Annotated in this window: 15 protein-coding genes; 13 read left to right on the forward strand and 2 right to left on the reverse strand. The window is 69.7% G+C overall.

Features of this window, described 5'->3' with window-relative positions; all coding sequences use genetic code 11:
* The first annotated feature begins 4 nt into the window (after nt 1–4).
* From kdpA to FHS42_RS22495, 8 genes are all read left to right on the forward strand, one after another.
* Nucleotides 5–1690 (forward strand): potassium-transporting ATPase subunit KdpA, encoded by a 1686-nt coding sequence (gene kdpA / locus FHS42_RS22460; protein WP_184574704.1) that lies wholly within the window; start codon nt 5–7, stop codon nt 1688–1690.
* A 38-nt stretch (nt 1691–1728) separates the two neighbouring features.
* The gene (kdpB, locus tag FHS42_RS22465; RefSeq protein ID WP_184574878.1) at nt 1729–3927 is read left to right on the forward strand and encodes a potassium-transporting ATPase subunit KdpB; all 2199 of its coding nucleotides are present in this window, start codon (nt 1729–1731) and stop codon (nt 3925–3927) included.
* A gap of 5 nt (nt 3928–3932) precedes the next feature.
* Nucleotides 3933–4592, forward strand: coding sequence for a potassium-transporting ATPase subunit KdpC (kdpC, locus tag FHS42_RS22470; protein WP_184574706.1), 660 nt, complete (start codon nt 3933–3935; stop codon nt 4590–4592).
* A 226-nt stretch (nt 4593–4818) separates the two neighbouring features.
* Nucleotides 4819–5532 carry an ABC transporter ATP-binding protein gene (locus FHS42_RS22475; RefSeq protein ID WP_184574708.1) on the forward strand — a complete coding sequence of 238 codons (714 nt, stop codon included), beginning with the start codon at nt 4819–4821 and terminating at the stop codon, nt 5530–5532.
* A 662-nt stretch (nt 5533–6194) separates the two neighbouring features.
* Nucleotides 6195–8855: a DUF4118 domain-containing protein gene (locus tag FHS42_RS22480; RefSeq protein ID WP_184574710.1), complete on the forward strand. Its 2661-nt coding sequence runs from the start codon at nt 6195–6197 to the stop codon at nt 8853–8855.
* A gap of 65 nt (nt 8856–8920) precedes the next feature.
* On the forward strand, nt 8921–9637 hold the full coding sequence (locus FHS42_RS22485) for a response regulator (RefSeq protein WP_184574880.1): 717 nt from the start codon (nt 8921–8923) through the stop codon (nt 9635–9637).
* A gap of 33 nt (nt 9638–9670) precedes the next feature.
* Nucleotides 9671–10069 (forward strand): OB-fold nucleic acid binding domain-containing protein, encoded by a 399-nt coding sequence (locus tag FHS42_RS22490; RefSeq protein WP_184574712.1) that lies wholly within the window; start codon nt 9671–9673, stop codon nt 10067–10069.
* Between the two features lie 3 nt (nt 10070–10072).
* A complete protein-coding gene (locus FHS42_RS22495) occupies nt 10073–11011 on the forward strand; it encodes a DUF3159 domain-containing protein (protein WP_376772670.1) in 939 nt (312 codons plus the stop codon).
* A 292-nt stretch (nt 11012–11303) separates the two neighbouring features.
* On the opposite strand, the gene FHS42_RS22500 is transcribed toward FHS42_RS22495, so the two are convergent.
* Nucleotides 11304–11981, reverse strand: a complete 678-nt coding sequence (locus FHS42_RS22500; RefSeq protein ID WP_184574714.1) for a potassium channel family protein — start codon at nt 11979–11981, stop codon at nt 11304–11306.
* 226 nt (nt 11982–12207) lie between these two features.
* Nucleotides 12208–12873, reverse strand: coding sequence for a potassium channel family protein (locus FHS42_RS22505; protein ID WP_184574884.1), 666 nt, complete (start codon nt 12871–12873; stop codon nt 12208–12210).
* A 703-nt stretch (nt 12874–13576) separates the two neighbouring features.
* Here FHS42_RS22505 and FHS42_RS22510 point away from each other — a divergent pair.
* From FHS42_RS22510 to FHS42_RS22530, 5 genes are all read left to right on the forward strand, one after another.
* Nucleotides 13577–15049: an ATP-binding protein gene (locus tag FHS42_RS22510; protein ID WP_184574716.1), complete on the forward strand. Its 1473-nt coding sequence runs from the start codon at nt 13577–13579 to the stop codon at nt 15047–15049.
* The gene (locus FHS42_RS22515; RefSeq protein WP_246495195.1) at nt 15046–15483 is read left to right on the forward strand and encodes a roadblock/LC7 domain-containing protein; all 438 of its coding nucleotides are present in this window, start codon (nt 15046–15048) and stop codon (nt 15481–15483) included. The genes FHS42_RS22510 and FHS42_RS22515 overlap by 4 nt, the downstream gene beginning before the upstream one ends.
* Nucleotides 15480–15836, forward strand: a complete 357-nt coding sequence (locus tag FHS42_RS22520) for a DUF742 domain-containing protein (protein ID WP_184574718.1) — start codon at nt 15480–15482, stop codon at nt 15834–15836. The genes FHS42_RS22515 and FHS42_RS22520 overlap by 4 nt, the downstream gene beginning before the upstream one ends.
* Complete coding sequence (locus FHS42_RS22525) at nt 15814–16416, forward strand: GTP-binding protein (RefSeq protein WP_184574720.1); 603 nt, start codon at nt 15814–15816, stop codon at nt 16414–16416. The genes FHS42_RS22520 and FHS42_RS22525 overlap by 23 nt, the downstream gene beginning before the upstream one ends.
* Nucleotides 16417–16818: 402 nt before the next feature.
* Nucleotides 16819–18189, forward strand: coding sequence for a cytochrome P450 (locus tag FHS42_RS22530; protein ID WP_246495242.1), 1371 nt, complete (start codon nt 16819–16821; stop codon nt 18187–18189).
* The last annotated feature ends 5 nt before the right edge of the window (nt 18190–18194 follow it).

Consider the following 18194-nt stretch of genomic DNA (forward strand, 5'->3'; position numbering starts at 1 on the left):
CGACATGAGTCCTGTCCTCGCGGGAGTGCTTCAGGTCCTCGCGCTCGTCGCAGCGCTGGCCCTGGTGTACCGACCACTCGGCGACTACCTGGCCGCCGTCTACAGCTCCACCAGACATCTACGCGTGGAGAAGTGGATTTACCGCAGCATCGGGGCCAACCCGTCCGCGGAAATGCGCTGGCCGGCCTATCTGCGCTCCGTCCTCGCCTTCTCGATGGCCGGAGTGCTGTTCCTCTACCTGTTGCAGCGCATCCAGGATGTGCTGCCGCTCTCCCTCGGCTTCACCTCCATATCGCCGCACCAGTCGTTCAACACCGCCGCCTCCTTCGTGGCCAACACCAACTGGCAGTCCTACTCGGGCGAACAGTCGATGGGCCACCTCGTGCAGACCGGCGGCCTGGCGGTGCAGAACTTCGTCTCCGCCGCCGTGGGCATGGCGGTGGCCATCGCGCTGGTACGGGGCTTCGCCCGGACGCGCACCGGTGACCTGGGCAACTTCTGGGCCGACCTGGTGCGCGGCCTGATCCGGGTGCTGATCCCCATGGCGATCATCGGCGCGATCGTGCTGGTCGCCTGTGGGGCCATCCAAAACTTCTCTGGCATCCACGAGCTGGGCCAGTTCAACGGCGGCTCCCAGCACATCAACGGCGGTGCGGTCGCCTCGCAGGAGGTCATCAAGGAGCTCGGCACCAACGGCGGTGGCTACTTCAACGCCAACTCCGCGCACCCCTTTGAAAACCCCAATGGCCTCTCCAACCTCTTCGAGATCTTCCTCATCCTGGTCATCCCGTTCTCGCTGACCCGCACCTTCGGCACGATGGTCGGCAACGCGCGGCAGGGTTACGCGATCTTGGGCACGATGGGGCTGATCTGGATCGGCTTTGTCTCGCTGATGATGTGGACGGAGTTCCATCACGGCGGCGCGGCCCTCCAGGAGGCGGGCGGCGCCATGGAGGGCAAGGAAACCCGGTTTGGCATCGGGGCGTCCGCGCTCTTCTCCGTGAGTACGACCCTGACCTCCACCGGCGCCGTGAACTCCTTCCACTCATCGAACACCGGCTTCGGCGGCGGCCTTGACCTGCTCGGCATGATGCTGGGCGAGATCGCGCCAGGCGGCGTTGGCTCCGGCCTGTACGGCATGCTGATCATGGCCGTCATCGCGGTGTTCATCGCGGGTTTGATGGTCGGCCGTACGCCCGAGTACCTCGGCAAGAAGATCGGCACCCGCGAGATCAAGCTCGCCGCCTGCTACATCCTGATCACCCCCGCCCTCGTACTGGGCTTCACCGCCTTGTCCATGGGGCTTTCCACGCCGCCGGACTCCATGCTCAACGTCGCGGAGAACTCGGTGCACGGCAGCGGCGCACACGGCTTCTCCGAGGTCTTGTACGCCTTCACCTCCGGCGCCAACAACAACGGCTCGGCCTTTGGCGGGCTGAACGCCAACACGCAGTGGTACAACACCACGATCGGTCTGGCCATGCTGCTCGGCCGCTTCCTGCCGATGGTGTTCGTGCTGGCCCTGGCGGGCTCGCTGGCCGAACAGCAGGGCGTACCCAAGACGGCAGGCACGTTGCGCACCGAAAAGCCCCTGTTCGCCGGGCTCCTGGTCGGCGCGATCCTGATCATCACCGGGCTTACCTACTTCCCGGCGCTCGCCCTGGGACCGATGGCGGAGGGCCTGGCATGAACCACGTAGAAACCACCACAGACCTCCCCGAGGACCCCATGCCCACTGCCACCGCCACCCGCACTCCACGGGGCGGCCTCGCGGGGCCGCCCGGGCAGGCAGCGCAGCCCGGACGCGTTACCAGCGGGCTCTTTGACCCCGGTCAACTGCTGCGGTCGCTGCCCGACGCCTTCCGTAAGCTCGACCCGCGGATGATGGTCAAGGCGCCCGTCATGTTCGTGGTCGAAATCGGCTCGGTGCTCACCACCGCATTGGCGGTCACCGATCCAGGGGACTGGTTCGGCTGGGCCATCGCCGGCTGGCTGTGGCTGACCGTCCTGTTCGCCAACCTGGCCGAGGCGGTCGCCGAGGGCCGCGGCAAGGCGCAGGCCGACACCCTGCGCAAGGCCAAGACCGACACGGTCGCCCGCCGGCTGACGAGCGGTGGCGGTAGCGCCCTCGCCAGCGCGCCGCGCGGGACGAGCAGTGCGCCGCGCGGGACGAGCACCGCCGGCGCCGCCGAGGAGCAGGTGCCCGGCACCGAGCTGCGCATCGGGGATCTGGTGGTCTGCGAGGCGGGCGACATCATCCCCGGCGACGGCGATGTGGTCGATGGCGTCGCGTCCGTTGACGAGTCGGCCATCACCGGCGAGTCGGCCCCGGTCATCCGCGAGTCAGGCGGTGACAGGTCGGCCGTCACCGGCGGCACGAAGGTGTTGTCCGACCGCATCGTCATCAAGATCACCACCAAGCCCGGTGAGACCTTCATCGACCGGATGATTCGGCTGGTGGAGGGCGCCGCCCGGCAGAAGACGCCGAACGAGATCGCGCTGAACATCCTGCTGGCCTCGCTCACCATCGTCTTTCTGCTCGCCGTGGTCACCTTGCAACCGTTCGCGGCGTACGCGGGTGCCAAGCAGGACATGATCGTGCTGGCCGCGTTGTTGGTCTGTCTGATTCCGACCACCATCGGGGCGCTGCTGTCCGCCATCGGTATCGCGGGCATGGACCGGCTGGTGCAGCGCAATGTGCTCGCCATGTCGGGGCGCGCGGTCGAGGCCGCCGGTGATGTTTCCACGCTGCTGCTCGACAAGACCGGCACCATCACCTTGGGCGACCGGCAGGCCGCGGAGTTCGTAGTGGTGGATGGCGTACGTGAGGCGGAGTTGGCCGATGCCGCCCAACTCTCCTCGCTGGCCGACGAGACGCCGGAAGGGCGCTCCATCGTCGTCCTGGCCAAGGAGCGGTACGGGCTGCGGGCGCGCCACGAAGGGGAGCTCGGCCAGGCCGAGTTCGTGCCCTTCACCGCGCAGACCCGCATGTCGGGAGTGGACCTCCCCGACGACGACGGCGCGGTTCGCCGGGTGCGTAAGGGCGCCGCCGCGGCCGTCACCGGCTGGGTCACCGAGCGCGGCGGCACCGTGTCGCCCGATGCTCGGGAGAAGGTGGACGGCATTTCGGCCGCGGGCGGTACCCCGCTGCTCGTGGCGGTCGATGACCTGGATGGGCCACGGGTACTCGGTGTCATCTACCTCAAGGACGTCGTCAAGGAGGGCATGCGGGAACGGTTCGACGAACTGCGCCGCATGGGCATCAAGACCGTGATGATCACCGGCGACAACCCGCTGACCGCCAAGGCCATCGCGGACGAGGCGGGCGTGGACGACTTCCTCGCGGAGGCCACGCCCGAGGACAAGATGGCGCTGATCAAGCGGGAGCAGGCCGGCGGCAAGCTGGTCGCGATGACCGGCGACGGCACCAACGACGCGCCCGCGCTGGCCCAGGCGGACGTGGGCGTGGCCATGAACACCGGCACCTCGGCCGCCAAGGAGGCCGGGAACATGGTGGACCTGGACTCCAACCCCACCAAGCTGATCGAGATCGTGGAGATCGGCAAGCAGTTGCTGATCACCCGCGGTGCGCTGACCACCTTCTCCATCGCCAACGACGTCGCCAAGTATTTCGCGATCATCCCGGCGATGTTCGCGGGGGTCGCGGGCTACGAGGGCCTGGACACGCTCAACGTCATGCACCTCGCGTCGTCGCAGTCCGCGATCTTGTCCGCGGTCATCTTCAACGCGCTGATCATCATCGCGCTGGTGCCGCTGTCGCTGAAGGGCGTGCGCTACCGGCCGATGAGCGCCGACAAGATGCTCCGCCGCAACCTCGCGATTTACGGTCTCGGCGGCCTCATCGCCCCGTTCATCGGCATCAAACTCATTGACCTGCTCATCTCCCTCATCCCTGGCATCGGGTGACTTTCATGAACCAATCCGTACGCAGCACTGCCCGGTTGCTCACGGCGGGGCTTCGGGCCCTGCTGGTGCTGACCTTGGTGTGTGGGGTGATCTATCCGCTGGTGGTCACCGGCGTCGCACAGGCCGTCTTCCACGACAAGGCCAACGGCTCCGAGATCAAGGAGAACGGCAAGGTCGTTGGCTCGAAGCTGATCGGCCAAAGCTTCACCCTCGACGCGAAGGACAAGGACGGCAACCCGTTGCCGGACCCGAAGTGGTTCCAGCCGCGGCCATCGGCCGCGGGCGAGAACGTCTTCAACACCCGATACTCGATCGTGGTGTCGGGTGCGTCCAACCTCGCCTCGGACAGCAAGATCCTCAAGGACTCGGTCATCGCCCGCCGCGCGGCCGTTGCCACCTTCAACGGGGTGCCGCAGCGCGACGTCCCGGTCGATGCCCTCACCGCCTCCGGCTCCGGCCTCGATCCTCATATCTCGCCCGACTACGCGGACATTCAGGTCAGCCGAGTAGCGAAGCAGCACGGGCTGTCCCGGCAGGCCGTGCAGAAGCTGGTGGACGAGCACACGGACGGCCGTCAGTTCGGGTTCCTGGGCGAGCCGCACCTCAACGTCCTGGCGCTGAACGTGGCCGTACGTGACCTCGCCACGCAGCAGGGAAGGGGCTGACCTGGGAGGGAACGGGCAAAGGCGGCGCGGTACGGGGGCGCCTGCATATCCGGGCGATGGCGGCTCGATTACGGGGCGCCCCCGGAGCGTTCGAGGCGCCCCCGGATCAGGCGCTTTGGAGCGTTGGGGGGCGCGTAGACCCTGAACTCACGCCGTCAGGCGCGTACCGTAGCGTCGGCGTGATCGGTTAGGGGCCGGCCGATGGCCGGGAGGGGAGCGGCAGGCGATGAGCGAACAGACGCTACAGCGGGTGGACATGGTGCGGGTCAGGGACCTGCGCCGCACCTACGGCAGTGGTCCGGCCGCCGTGCACGCCCTGCGCGGAGTCTCCTTCGACGTGCCGCGCGGTGAACTGGTCGCGCTCAAGGGCCGCTCCGGTTCCGGGAAGACCACCTTGCTCAACCTCATCGGCGGGCTCGACACCCCCGACGAGGGCGAGATTTCCGTGGACGACACCGAGGTCGTCGGGCTCGGCGAGAGCGGGCTGCTGCGACTGCGCCGGGACCGCATCGGCTTTGTGTTCCAGTCCTTCGGCCTGATTCCGATCCTCAGCGCCGCCGAGAACGTGGGCGTGCCGATGCGGTTGCGCAAGGTTGCGGCGGCTGAGCGGGACGAGCGCGTTGCGCTGCTGCTCGGCCTGGTGGGCCTCGCCGACCACGCGGAGCAGCGGCCAGGCGAGCTCTCCGGAGGGCAGCAGCAGCGGGTGGCCATCGCCCGCGCGCTGGCCAACCGGCCCGCGTTGCTGATCGCGGACGAGCCGACCGGGCAACTGGACGCGGAGACCGGGCTCGCGGTGATGGAACTGCTGCGCGCGGTCGTACGGAGCGAGGGCGTCACCGCCCTGGTGGCCACCCACGACGCCAACCTGCTCGGCCTTGCGGACCGGGTCCTTGAGCTGAGCGACGGCCACATCACCGAAGACCGCAGCCAGGCCGCCTGACCTGGCAAGCCCGGCTTCAGCGCCCAACCCGGCCTCAGCGTAAGCCGGCCGCAGCGGCCCGAGCCAGCCGCGGCCCAGCCGGCCGCAGCGCCCCCAAGCAGCCGCAGCACAAGTAGCCGCAGCACAAGTAGCCGAACCGGGCGGGCCCGCGACCCCCGTACGCGGGCCCGCCACGGCTGCCGGCGAGGAACCTGGAGGAACCTGAGCGCACCGACGTCGTCGGCTGCCGACAGCGCCCTCCTCGTGGCCGCCGCGTGGCCGCCGCGTAGCCCCAAGGCCAGGGCCGTCAGCACGGCGGCGCCCTCGCCGAGCCAGCGCCGGTCAGCGCGTACCACGCCCCCCTCGACACAGCCGGTGCGCGGCGCCTGCATGCCGCCGACCATGTGGACCAGCGCGGCGGCGTCGAGCCAGTAGGCGTGTGCGCCGAGTACACCGGCCATACGGGTGATGCTCGCAGAACGACCCCGCCTCGGTCGCGTCAATTACGGGCCCGAGGCCGATAGCGCCCGCTCACCCCGTGCGGTGGCGATGCGGCCGAGTACGGCGTCAGAGCCGTATCAAGACAGGTCGCAGCATCACGACTCGCCTCGTTTGTCCGATTCCATGGTCGTAGAGTTCGGTCGAGCGTACGAAATGCGCGGGACACGAAAGACGATGAGGACATGGCACGCGGCAAGCTTCGGATATACCTCGGTGCGGCACCGGGCGTCGGCAAGACGTACGCGATGCTCTCCGAGGGCCATCGGCGAGCCGAGCGCGGCACTGATCTTGTGGTGGGCTTCGTCGAGCACCACGCCCGGCCGCGTACCGAGGTGATGCTGCACGGCTTGGAGGCGGTACCACGTCGTGAGATCAGTTACCGGGACGCCACCTTCACCGAGATGGACGTCGATGCCGTGCTCGCCAGACGACCCGCCGTCGCGCTCGTGGACGAGCTGGCACACACCAATGTGCCAGGCTCTCGCAACCCCAAGCGCTGGCAGGACGTCGAGGAACTGCTCCAGGCCGGCATCGATGTCATATCGGCCGTCAACATCCAACACCTGGAATCGCTGGGTGACGTGGTGGAGTCGATAACAGGCGTGCGGCAGCGCGAGACCGTGCCCGATGAGGTCGTGCGCCGCGCCGACCAAATCGAGCTGGTCGATATGTCGCCCCAGGCGCTGCGCCGCCGCATGGCGCACGGCAACATCTACGCCTCCGACAAGGTCAACGCGGCTCTGTCCAACTACTTTCGCCCGGGAAACCTGACCGCGCTGCGCGAGCTGGCGCTGCTGTGGACCGCGGACCGGGTGGACGAGTACCTCCAGCAGTACCGCTCCGAGCACAGCATCCGCTCCACCTGGCAGGCCAGGGAGCGCATCGTGGTGGGCCTGACCGGCGGCCCCGAAGGCCGCACCCTGATCCGCCGGGCGTCCCGGATGGCCGCCAAGGGCTCGGGCAGCGAGGTGCTCGCCGTCTACATCGCCCGCAGCGACGGGCTGACCTCCGCGTCGCCCAAGGAACTGGCCGTCCAGCGGACTTTGGTCGAAGACCTCGGCGGCAGCTTCCACCACGTCATCGGTGAGGACATTCCCGGCGCCCTCCTGGAGTTCGCGCGCGGCGTCAACGCCACCCAAATCGTGCTGGGCTCCAGCCGCCGCAAGACCTGGCAGTACGTGTTCGGCCCCGGCGTCGGCGCGACCGTGGCCAGAGAGTCCGGGCCCGACCTGGACGTGCACATCGTCACCCATGAGGAGGTGGCCAAGGGCCGTGGCCTGCCAGTCGCCAGGGGGGCCAGGCTTGGGCGGTCGCGGATCGTGGCGGGCTGGCTGGCCGGGGTCGGCGGCCCGCTGCTGCTCACCGTGCTGCTCACCGGTCTGGAGAACGGGCCGGGGCTTGCCAACGATGTGCTGTTGTTCCTGTTTATGACGGTGATCGCCGCGCTGTTGGGCGGGCTGCTGCCGGCGCTCGCCTCGGCGGCCGTCGGGTCGATGCTGCTCAACTACTACTTCACGCCGCCCACACACACCCTGACCGTGCAGGACCCGACGAACATCGTGGCCATAGTGATCTTCTTCGCGGTGGCCGTGGCGGTGGCCTCCGTGGTGGATGTGGCCGCGCGCCGCACCCATCAGGCCGCCAGGCTACGGGCCGAGTCCGAGATCCTGTCCTTTTTGGCGGGCAGCGTGCTGCGCGGGGAGACCAGCCTTGAAGCCCTCCTGGAGCGGGTCAGGGAGACCTTCGGGATGGAGTCGGTGGCCCTGCTGGAGCGGGAGAGCGATACGTCCCCCTGGACCTGCGCGGGCAGCGCCACCGCCACGCCCGCCGGAGCCGGGCAGGGCCCGAACGGCGAGCTGGCGCCGCCGGCCCAAGACCGTGGCGCCGAGTGCGGCCGGGCGCAGCCCACGGGGGCGCAGGCCGCCGCGCCGCGCTCTGGGATGCCGGTCAGGCCCGAGGACGCCGACGTGGACATGCCCGTGGGGGACCATATGGCGCTCGCCCTCAACGGCCGGGTGCTGCCGGCCGAGGACCGCCGGGTGCTGGCCGCTTTCGCCGCCCAAGCCGTCGTCGTACTCGACCGGCAGCGGCTGGTTGGCCAGGCCGAGCAGGCTCGCGAGCTGGCCGAGGGCAACCGCATCCGTACCGCGCTGCTCGCCGCCGTCAGCCACGATCTGCGTACCCCGCTCGCCGGCATCAAGGCCGCGGTGACCTCGCTGCGCTCCGATGACGTCGCCTGGTCCGACGAGGACGAGGCGGAGCTCCTCGCCGGCATCGAGGACGGCGCCGACCGGCTCGACCACCTGGTCGGCAACCTCCTCGACATGTCCCGCCTACAGACCGGCACCGTCACCCCGCTGATTCGCGAAATCGATCTCGATGAGGTGGTCCCGATGGCGCTCGGTGGCGTCCCCGAGGCCAGCGTCACCCTGGACATCCCCGAGGAACTGCCGATGGTCGCGGTGGACCCGGGGCTGCTGGAGCGCAGCGTCGCCAACATCGTCGAAAACGCGGTGAAGTACAGCCCGCAGGGCCGGCCCGTGCTGGTCGCCGCGAGCGCGCTCGGCGCCCGCGTGGAGGTGCGGGTCGCCGACCGGGGCCCTGGCGTTCCGGACAGCGCCAAGGACCGGATCTTCGAGCCGTTCCAGCGGTACGGCGACGCCCCGCGCGGCGCCGGTGTGGGCCTGGGCCTCGCCGTCGCCCGGGGCTTCGCCGAGGCGATGGGCGGCACGTTGACCGCCGAGGACACCCCCGGCGGCGGCATGACGATGGTCCTCACCCTGCGGGCCGTGGCGGGCCGGCCGCTGGCCGCGCCCGACCTCCCGGCCCACGTCACCTCATGATCACCCCGCACCGTACGGACGCGAGTACGTACGCGCGTACGTACTCGGCAGGAAAGGCAGGCACCATGCTGAGCTCAGCCGGGAGTCACCCGCAGGCCCCCGGGCGGGTGCTGGTGGTCGATGACGAGCCGCAGATCGTGCGGGCCCTGGTCATCAACCTCAAGGCGCGCAAGTACGAGGTCGATGCTGCCGCCGACGGCGCGACGGCCCTCCGGCTCGCCGCCGCCCGGCACCCTGACGTCATCGTGCTGGACCTCGGGCTGCCCGACATGGACGGCGTCGAGGTCATCAAGGGGCTGCGCGGTTGGACCCGGGTACCGATCCTGGTGCTGTCCGCGCGCCAGACCTCCGACGAGAAGGTGGAGGCGCTGGACGCGGGGGCCGACGACTACGTCACCAAGCCGTTCGGCATGGACGAGCTGCTGGCCCGGCTGCGGGCCGCCGTGCGGCGCGCCGAGCCCACCGGGCAGACCGAGGACGCGGTGGTCGTCGAGACCGACAGTTTCACCGTGGACCTGGCGGCGAAGAAGGCCCACAGGGATGACGTGGATGTGCGCCTGACCCCCACCGAGTGGCATCTGCTTGAGGTCCTCGTGCGCAACGCGGGCCGGCTGGTCAGCCAAAAGCAGTTGCTCCAGGAGGTGTGGGGCCCCTCCTACGGCACCGAGACGAACTATCTGCGGGTCTATATGGCGCAACTGCGCCGCAAGCTGGAGCGGGACCCTTCGCACCCGCGGCACTTCGTCACCGAGCCGGGGATGGGATACCGCTTCGAGCAGTGAATCCTTGCCGGGGCCCCGGGTACCCTGGGCCGTATGAGTGCCCCATCCCGTTCCGAGAAGCCGGCAGGACGCTTTCGCCGGATGCTCGACCGGCTGTCCACGTCGCAGGACGACCTGCACTCCGCGGAGCTGCGACAGGACGCGGAGAACGCCGGTTGCGTGAAGATCGGTGAATGCGGCGACCGGCAGATCGTGAAGGTCACCGGTACGCTGCGCACCGTCACGCTGCGGCCCCGGGCGGGCGTGCCTGCGCTTGAGGCGGAGCTGTTCGACGGGTCGGCCGCGCTGGACGTGGTCTGGCTCGGTAGGCGCTCCATCGTCGGCATCGAACCGGGCCGCAGGCTGATCGCCTCTGGCCGGATATCGATGAGCCACGGCCGCCGCGTGCTGTTCAACCCCAAGTACGAACTCCGACCGCTGGGACAGGAGTAGCGGGTGACGTCTGACGACAAGTGGGCCTTCGATGGGGCCGGGCCTCACGGCGAGGCACTGCGGGGGGCCGATGGCGCCCCACCTGGGGCGGATGACCAGGGCGCCCCAGTAGGCGCTGCCGATGGGCCTAGCACGGCAGCGGCCGACGCACGCAGCAAGACAGCGGCCGACACCGCGATCCTTGAGGCGTTCGGCGGGGTGCGCGGCATGGTGGACACCACCGTGCCCGGTCTGGTCTTCGTCCTCATCTACACGATCAAGCGCGATATCCACGTCGCGGCCATAGCGGCGCTTGCACTGACGGTGTTGCTCGCGGTGGTCCGGCTGGCTCGCAAGGAGACCCTCAAGCACGCCTTCAGCGGCGTCTTCGGCGTGGCCTTCGGTGCCGTCTTCGCGATGATGTCGGGCGACGCGAAGAACTTCTATCTGCCGGGCATGCTGTACACGCTGGGGCTCGCGGTCGCGTACGTGCTCTCGGCGGTCTTCAGGTTCCCGCTGATCGGTGTGCTGCTCGGGCCGATCCTGAAGGAGAACCTGTCCTGGCGTACGCGTAATCCCGGCCGGTTTCGCGCGTACACCAAGGCCACCTGGGCCTGGGGCCTGATCTTGCTGGCCAAGTCGGCGATCCTCTTCCCGCTGTACTGGTGGGGGGACGCGACGCAGCTCGGCTGGGTCAAGGTTGCGCTCGGCATCCCGCCATTCCTGCTGTGTGTCTACCTGACTTGGATCTTCCTGGCCAAGGCGCCGCCGCCGATCGATGTGATCGCGGAAATGGAGGCCGAGGAGGCGGAGCGCGAGCGCGTGGAGCAGGAGCGGGTGGCGGAGCGTGCCGTGACCGATGCCGTCGCGGAGAGCGGGTCGCGGCAGGCCACCGACGCGGTGCTGGGACAGCTCGCAGCGGACCCGGACCGCACCCCACGCTCGGGCGGCCACGCGCGCTAGCGGGCTGGCTTGGGCCGGGGAGACGTGCCGTAGTAGCGGGAGGCGCCCCTCGTAGCGGGAGGCGGCCCTCGTACCGGGAGGCATCCCGTATCGGAGGGCATCCGCGGAGCGTGGATGCGCGTAAGCCGCCCGTGTCGTACCGGAAAGCGCCGGTTGGGCTGGAGAATCTCCAGCCCAACCGGCTTTGTCGATTCACGGCGGCCGATACGGAGCGCTATGGAACCTACGGCTGCTGCGGGGCCTGGGTGCGGGGCCCGCAGCGGGGCGGGCCCCGTGGCTGCTGCCCGGCTGGCTAGCCCGCCGCGTCCTCGCGGCGCAGCGACAACAGGTCCTCAAGCTGCTCTTCACGGGCCTGGGCCGCGACGAACAACAACTCGTCGCCCGCCTCAAGGAAGTCGTCCCCGCTGGGCGTCAGGACCCGGGTGCCGCGGATGATGGTGACCAGGGACGTGTCCTCGGGCCACTCCACATCGCCGACCCGCGTGCCCGCGAGCGCCGCCTCGGGGGGCAGCGTCAGCTCGACGAGGTTCGCGTCGCCGTGGCTGAAGCGCAGCAGCCGTACGAGATCGCCGACGCTCACCGCCTCCTCGACCAGCGCCGACATCAGGCGTGGTGTGGACACGGCGACATCGACGCCCCACGACTCGTTGAACAGCCACTCGTTCTTCGGGTTGTTCACCCGGGCCACCACCCGGGGCACCCCGTACTCCGTCTTGGCAAGCAGCGACACCACCAGGTTGACCTTGTCGTCACCGGTGGCGGCGATGACCACATTGCAGCGCTGGAGCGCGGCCTCGTCCAGCGAGGTGATCTCACAGGCGTCAGCGAGCAGCCACTCGGCCTGCGGCACCCGCTCCACCGAGATGGCGGTGGGTGCCTTGTCGATCAGCAGCACCTCGTGCCCGTTCTCCAGCAGTTCGCCCGCGATGGAGCGGCCGACCGCTCCCGCTCCGGCGATAGCGACCCTCATGCCGCCGCCTCTCTGTTTGCTACGTGCGCTGTGTATGACCTGTGCGCTTCGTGCCCCTTAAGCCCTTGATGCCCCTCGTGTTCCTCGTGCTCCTCGTGCCCTCCGTGTGACGCACTCGCCTCGTGCGACTCGTTCACGTCGCTGTGCCAGCGGCAGCGGCTGCTCGTGTCGCCAGCGGCTACGCCGCTGCGGGCGCGGTCGCTTGCGGGCTGGGTGCCGGTGCGGCTCACGGGCCGTCCTCCGGGCCCTTGGCGAACGCTGCCTCGACGGCCTCCACCTCGTTGGTGTGCATCATCACGTGGACGAGGTCGCCCTCTTGCAGCACCGTCTGCGAGGTCGGCAAGGTCGCCTCGCCCAACCGGGTGAGGAAGGCCACCCGGACCCCGGTCTCCTCCTGGAGGCGGCTCACCTTGTGACCCACCCACGCGGGGGAGGTGTGCACCTCGGCGAGCTGTACGCCGCCGCTTGGATCGCGCCACAGTGGCTCCGCGCCCGATGGCAACAGCCTGCGCAGCATCTGGTCGGCCGTCCACCGCACGGTGGCCACGGTGGGGATGCCGAGCCGCTGGTAGACCTCGGCGCGGCGCGGGTCGTAGATCCGGGCGGCCACGTTCTCCACGCTGAACATCTCGCGCGCTGCCCGGGCGGCGATGATGTTGGAGTTGTCGCCGCTGCTGACCGCGGCAAACGCCCCGGCCTCCTCGATGCCTGCCTCGCGCAGCGTGTCCTGGTCGAAGCCGACGCCGGTCACCCGCCGCCCGCGAAAGCCCGCGCCGAGCCGCCGAAAGGCCGTCGGGTCCTGATCCACGACGGCGATGGTGTGACCCTGCCGTTCCAGGGTCTGGGCGAGCGCGGCACCCACCCGGCCGCAGCCCATGATGACGATGTGCATCGACCTCTTACCCCGCACTCCTGGTTGGTGAGCTGTCCTGCGTGAAAACCCTGCTCATATCTTCCTTCCAGGCGTACGGGGGCGACAACGAGGCGGTCGGCCCCGGCAGCGACGCTACGCGGCAGGTGCGAGTGTCGTCCGGCCAGGCGTCCCGCACAACGGTATCCGCACGGTTTGGCGCCCCAGCGTTGCCCCTAGACCCCGCCGGTCCCGCCGGGGGGTGCCCCTCGGAGAGACGGGCCGGCGGGACGGGCCAGCGGGACGGGCCGGCGGGACGGGGCGCTGCCCGCATGCTGGACCGCTTGCGGGCGCCGGGCGCCCGCCCATAGCCGCCGGGGCGCGGAGTGTGTGGCCGAGCCGGGGCGGGGTAGCGACGCAGGGAAGATCGCTGGGCGGACTGGGCGGGCTGGGTGGTTTCGGTGGGTTGGTGGGTGTAATGACCCCCGTCACCAGGCGGGGGAGCCCCCGCCGCTGGTAGGGGAGCGGGCCGTCGCCCGGGTGGCGGTGCGCGGAGCGCGGCGGTCCACTCGCCGCGGCGGCTTCGGGGTATCTGTACGGCGGCGGTCCGAGATGTGCGGGACTCGGGGAATACCGCGACCGATCCCGCAAAGAGGCGACCTTGCCGTAATCGTTCTGGCTAGGATGATCGGCGTATTCCGCTTCGGCGGTTTGGCGTTACCCACCCCCGTCGCATGAGGATTTGATGACACAACACATATCGGAGGTGGTGTTCTGGTGCTTGGCCGCCGGGATGCTGGTCGTCTCGGTGCTGCTGCTCCGTCAGCGGCAGATGACGACCGGCCTGCGTAAGCACAACGCCGCACTGGAAAGCAGCCTGCGCGCCCGAGATGAGGAAGCGCGGCACCTGGTCGAAATCAGGCTTCCAGCGGCTGCGGATTCCGGCCACCAGGCTCTGCCGGCGCCGGGTCTGTTGGACGAACAGCTGACGGGCACCGCATACGCCTGGCACCTCCAGAAGGCCACCGAGCTCTTTGCCGGGGCAGTCGATAAGGCGCAGGCCCGCGCCGATCAGTCGGCGAAAGCCGCGCTGAAGGCGTCAATGCGCGCCCTCCAGGGCCTCGCGCATGAACAGCAGTTGGCTATCTCGGGTATGCAAGACCGGCACGACAATCCCGATGTGCTGCGCGATCTGCTGGAAATCGACCACGCCAACTCCCAGTTCGGCAGGCGGGCTCAGGCCATCGCCGTGCTCTGCGGCTCCTGGCCGGGGCGTCAGCGCGCGGCCTCGCCGCTCCTCGATGTGGTGCGCGGCGCCACCTCCCGGATCAGGGACTATCGACGAGTACGGGTGCACACCCAGGTCGATATCGCGGTCGCCAGCCGGGCGGTGGAGCCGGTCGTGCTCGCCGTGGCCGAGCTGCTGGACAATGCGGCCCGCCACTCACAGCCCAACACCACCGTCGAGGTCAACCTCCAGCCCGCGCACAACGGCGCGTGCGTCGTCATCGACGACGCCGGGGTCGGCATGGACGGACAGGAAGTCGAGCGCGCCGGGCGGCTGTTGTCGGGCCGCCGGTCCGTGGACGTCTCCCGGCTCGCGGACCCGCCGCAGTTCGGCTTCGCCGTCATCGGCGTGCTCGCCACCCGCTACGGCTTCAGCGTCTCGGTGGACACCCGCTCCCCGTACGGCGGTGTCCGCGCGGTGCTCTTCTTGCCCAGCGTGCTGCTCACCCACGTCACCGACGAGGGGCCGGGCGCGCTGCCGGCGGTCATCTCGCATGCCGCGCCCCTGGTCGGCGCGGCGTCGGAGACCATCCACAATCAGGCCATCTCCCCGGCCGACCTCGACCCCGCGGCGGCGCGCCCCAGCCCACCGCGGGCCCCTGCCGGCCGCACAGACAACGCAGGCCGAACTGACAACGCAGGCCGCACCGAACACGCAGGCCGCACTGAACACGCAGCCCACGACGAAGCAGCCGAGGAGCCGATCGTCCACGGATCGACCGCGGGCGGCCTGCCCAAGCGCCGCCGCAGGCAGCCGATTCGGGACCGCGCGGCAACCGGCGCCACGCCCGCCGCCCCGCTGCCCGCCGCCGAAGAGGCGCCGGCGCGCTCAGCGGAGGAGACGGCGCGGCGAATGGGCGCGTTCGCCCGCGGCACCCGGTCAGGGCGCGCCACCGCCCCCAACGATGAGGAAGGGAACTCCCCGGCATGACCAGTGTGAACGATCACATGACCAACGACCTGGGCTGGATGCTCGACGAGGCCGTACGGATGCCGGAGGCGAGCCACGCCATCTTGCTGTCGGCTGACGGCATGTTGCGGGCGCACTCCCACGGCATCGGCAGGGACGAGGCGGAGCGGCAGGCAGCCGCGCTGTCCGGACTCCAGTCGATCAGCCGCAGCACCGCTGAGTTCTGTGCGCACGAGAACACCCCATGGCAGCAGACCTTGGTGGAGTTCGCCGATGGCTATGTCTTCCTCGTCGCGGCCGGACAGGGCGCCTATCTGGCGGTGTCCGCCACCGCGCAGGTGGACATGGAGGCCGTGACGTACCGGATGCAGAAGCTGGTGGACCGGCTCGGCAAGGAGCTGACCAGCCCGCCCCGGCGCGGCACCGCCGAGCAGGGGATCGGCAGCCCGGCATGACTCCGCCCCGGCGCGAGCGGGGGCTGGTACGCCCGTACGTCGTCACTGGCGGCCGGGCCTATCCGACCCGCAACATCTTCGACCTGGTCACGCTCGTCATCGCGCAGCACGATCGGCCGCTGAGCGGTCTGGGCCCTGAGCCGCGGCGGCTGATGGAGTTATGCCGAGGTGGCGCCCTGTCGGTCGCGGAGGTTGCCGGGCACCTGGGGCTGCCGGTCAGCGTCACCAAGGTGCTGCTCGGCGACCTCGTCGATAGCGGGCACATCGTCACTCGGGCCCCGATTCCCGAGGCCCAACTCCCCGAATCCCAGCTCTTGCAGGAGGTGCTCGATGGGCTCCGCGCTCGCCTCTGAAGACGTCTACTTGCGGCAAACGGTCCGCACCGCGGCCAAGCTCCTGGTCGTGGGTCACTTCGCGGTCGGCAAGACCACGTTCGTCGGGTCCCTGTCCGAGATCAAACCGCTACGCACCGAGGAGACCATGACGCAGGCCGGGGCGTTGGTGGACGACCTGGCCGGAATCGAAGGCAAGTCCACCACCACGGTCGCCATGGACTTTGGCCGGCTGACCCTCAGCGATCAACTGGTGCTCTATCTGTTCGGCGCGCCGGGCCAAAAGCGGTTCACCCGACTGTGGCAGGACATGACGCAGGGTGCACTGGGCGCGCTTGTGCTCGCCGACACCCGGCGGTTGGACCAGTCCTTCGATGTGATGGGCCTGCTGGAGGAGCACGAACTTCCGTACGCGGTCGCCGTCAACCACTTCGCGGGCGCGCCCACATATGACGACGCCGAGATACGCGAGGCGCTCGACCTGCTGCCCGAGACTCCGCTGATCACGTGTGACGCCAGGGACCGCGGCTCCTCCACCGAGGCGCTGATCTCCCTGGTGCAGTACCTCCAGGTCCGCAACGCCCGCCGGACGTCCGCCTAGCGCCCGGCTGCCCCCGCAGGCGCCAAGGGCCCCTGCACTCCACCTGGCAGGTGCGGACCACCAAGCGGTACGCATCTGCCGGGCACGAGCTCAACTCCCGCACAGCGCACCCGTATTCGTCCCCACTCACCACATGCCACCGACTCAGCCCCACGTGTCAGGTGTCGCCAACTGCGCCCCGCCGGTCATATATCAGCGACCTCGCCCCACGGGGCGCGTGCCGTGAAATCCGTACCATCGGTCACGCGCCGCCGATCCGGTCCCACCGGTTACGTGTCACTGACCGTGTCCCACCCGCCAGTTCCGTTCCGATCAGGAGCATGAGTGACCTCTCAACCAGACGTCGGCTCCGGGCCGCCGCCAGGCTGCCCCGCGCACACCGGCCAGCCCACCGGCGAGCTGATGTACGGTCCCGACTTCGCCGCCGACCCGGCCGCCGCGTACCAGCGCATGCGCCGCTTCGGCCCGGCGGCCCCGGTCCAACTCGCCCCCGGCGTGGACGCCACCCTCATCACCGGCTACCAGGCGGCTCTGAGCGTGCTGCGTAGCCCGGAGACGTTCGTCAAGGACCCTCGCCGCTGGCGGGCGCTGGCCAATGGCCAGGTGCCCATGGACAGTCCCGTCGTGCCGATGATGATGTACCGGCCCAACTGTCTGTTCTCCGACGGAGAGGAGCACCGCAGGCTGCGGCAGGTGGTCACCGACTCTTTGGAGCGGATCGACCCCAACGAGCTGCGCGGATACGTCGAGGAGAGCGCCGACACCCTCATCGACCAGTTCTGCGCACGCGGCGAGGCGGACCTGCTCGCCGAGTACGCACGGGCCATTCCGATGCTCGTGGCCAACCACATGTTCGGCTGCCCGCCCGACGTCGGTGAGCGGCTGTTGGCGGGCATGTCCGGGATCTTCGACGGCGTGGACGCCGAGAAGGCCAACGAAGTGCTTACCCAAGCCCTGGTCGAGTTGGTGGCGCTCAAGCGCGCCAAGCCGGGTGCGGACGTCACCTCCTGGATGATGGCCCACCCCGCGGGGCTGACCGACGAGGAGATGCTCCATCAGCTCGTGGTGCTCATGGGCGCGGGCACCGAGCCCGAGCAGAACCTGATCGCCAACGGGATGCGGCTGCTGCTGTCCGACGACCGGTTCGCCGGCAGCCTGTCCGGGGGCAGCCTGCCGGTGGACGACGCCCTGGACGAGGTGCTGTGGACGGACCCGCCGATGGCGAACTACGCCGTCCACTACGCCGTCCACGACGTGGACTTCTCCGGACTGCAACTGCGCGAGGGCGAACCGATCATGATCAGCTTCGCCGCCGCCAACACCGACCCCACCCTCGCATCGGACCAGCGCGCGGGTAACCGCGCGCACCTGGCCTGGAGCGCGGGCCCGCACGCCTGCCCGGCGCAAAGCAGCGCCCGGCTGGCCGCATCGGTGGCCGTGGAGAAGCTCCTTGACCGGCTGCCCGACCTCGAACTCGCCGTTCCCGTCGAAACATTGATGTGGCGGCCGGGACCGTTCCACCGCGCGCTCATCGCCCTGCCTGTCCGCTTTCCGCCGGTCGCCCCCCTGGCGGCCGGCACTTCGCACGCATCCGCCAGTTCAGCGCCTGCCCTGACCGACGAGACTTCTGGAGAGACCTCATGGAACGCCAGTCCTGCCCCGTCGTCATCGACCCCACCGGCCGCGACATTCACGGCGAAGGCGACGGGCTCCGCGCCCGCGGGCCGGCGACGCTGGTGGAACTCCCTGGCGGGGTGGTGGCGTGGGCGGTAACCAGC

The sequence above is a fragment of the Streptomyces zagrosensis genome, assembly GCF_014203645.1.
GTDB classification, from domain to species: Bacteria; Actinomycetota; Actinomycetes; order Streptomycetales; family Streptomycetaceae; genus Streptomyces; species Streptomyces zagrosensis.

Bases quoted from the DNA above. Each gene is read 5' to 3' on its own strand.
- kdpA (WP_184574704.1), top strand. From the start codon at position 5: ATGAGTCCTGTCCTCGCGGGAGTGCTTCAGGTCCTCGCGCTCGTCGCA.
- kdpB (WP_184574878.1), top strand. From the start codon at position 1,729: ATGCCCACTGCCACCGCCACCCGCACTCCACGGGGCGGCCTCGCGGGG.
- kdpC (WP_184574706.1), top strand. From the start codon at position 3,933: ATGAACCAATCCGTACGCAGCACTGCCCGGTTGCTCACGGCGGGGCTT.
- FHS42_RS22475 (WP_184574708.1), top strand. From the start codon at position 4,819: ATGAGCGAACAGACGCTACAGCGGGTGGACATGGTGCGGGTCAGGGAC.
- FHS42_RS22480 (WP_184574710.1), top strand. From the start codon at position 6,195: ATGGCACGCGGCAAGCTTCGGATATACCTCGGTGCGGCACCGGGCGTC.
- FHS42_RS22485 (WP_184574880.1), top strand. From the start codon at position 8,921: ATGCTGAGCTCAGCCGGGAGTCACCCGCAGGCCCCCGGGCGGGTGCTG.
- FHS42_RS22490 (WP_184574712.1), top strand. From the start codon at position 9,671: ATGAGTGCCCCATCCCGTTCCGAGAAGCCGGCAGGACGCTTTCGCCGG.
- FHS42_RS22500 (WP_184574714.1), bottom strand. From the start codon at position 11,981: ATGAGGGTCGCTATCGCCGGAGCGGGAGCGGTCGGCCGCTCCATCGCG.
- FHS42_RS22505 (WP_184574884.1), bottom strand. From the start codon at position 12,873: ATGCACATCGTCATCATGGGCTGCGGCCGGGTGGGTGCCGCGCTCGCC.
- FHS42_RS22510 (WP_184574716.1), top strand. From the start codon at position 13,577: ATGACACAACACATATCGGAGGTGGTGTTCTGGTGCTTGGCCGCCGGG.
- FHS42_RS22515 (WP_246495195.1), top strand. From the start codon at position 15,046: ATGACCAGTGTGAACGATCACATGACCAACGACCTGGGCTGGATGCTC.
- FHS42_RS22520 (WP_184574718.1), top strand. From the start codon at position 15,480: ATGACTCCGCCCCGGCGCGAGCGGGGGCTGGTACGCCCGTACGTCGTC.
- FHS42_RS22525 (WP_184574720.1), top strand. From the start codon at position 15,814: ATGGGCTCCGCGCTCGCCTCTGAAGACGTCTACTTGCGGCAAACGGTC.
- FHS42_RS22530 (WP_246495242.1), top strand. From the start codon at position 16,819: ATGTACGGTCCCGACTTCGCCGCCGACCCGGCCGCCGCGTACCAGCGC.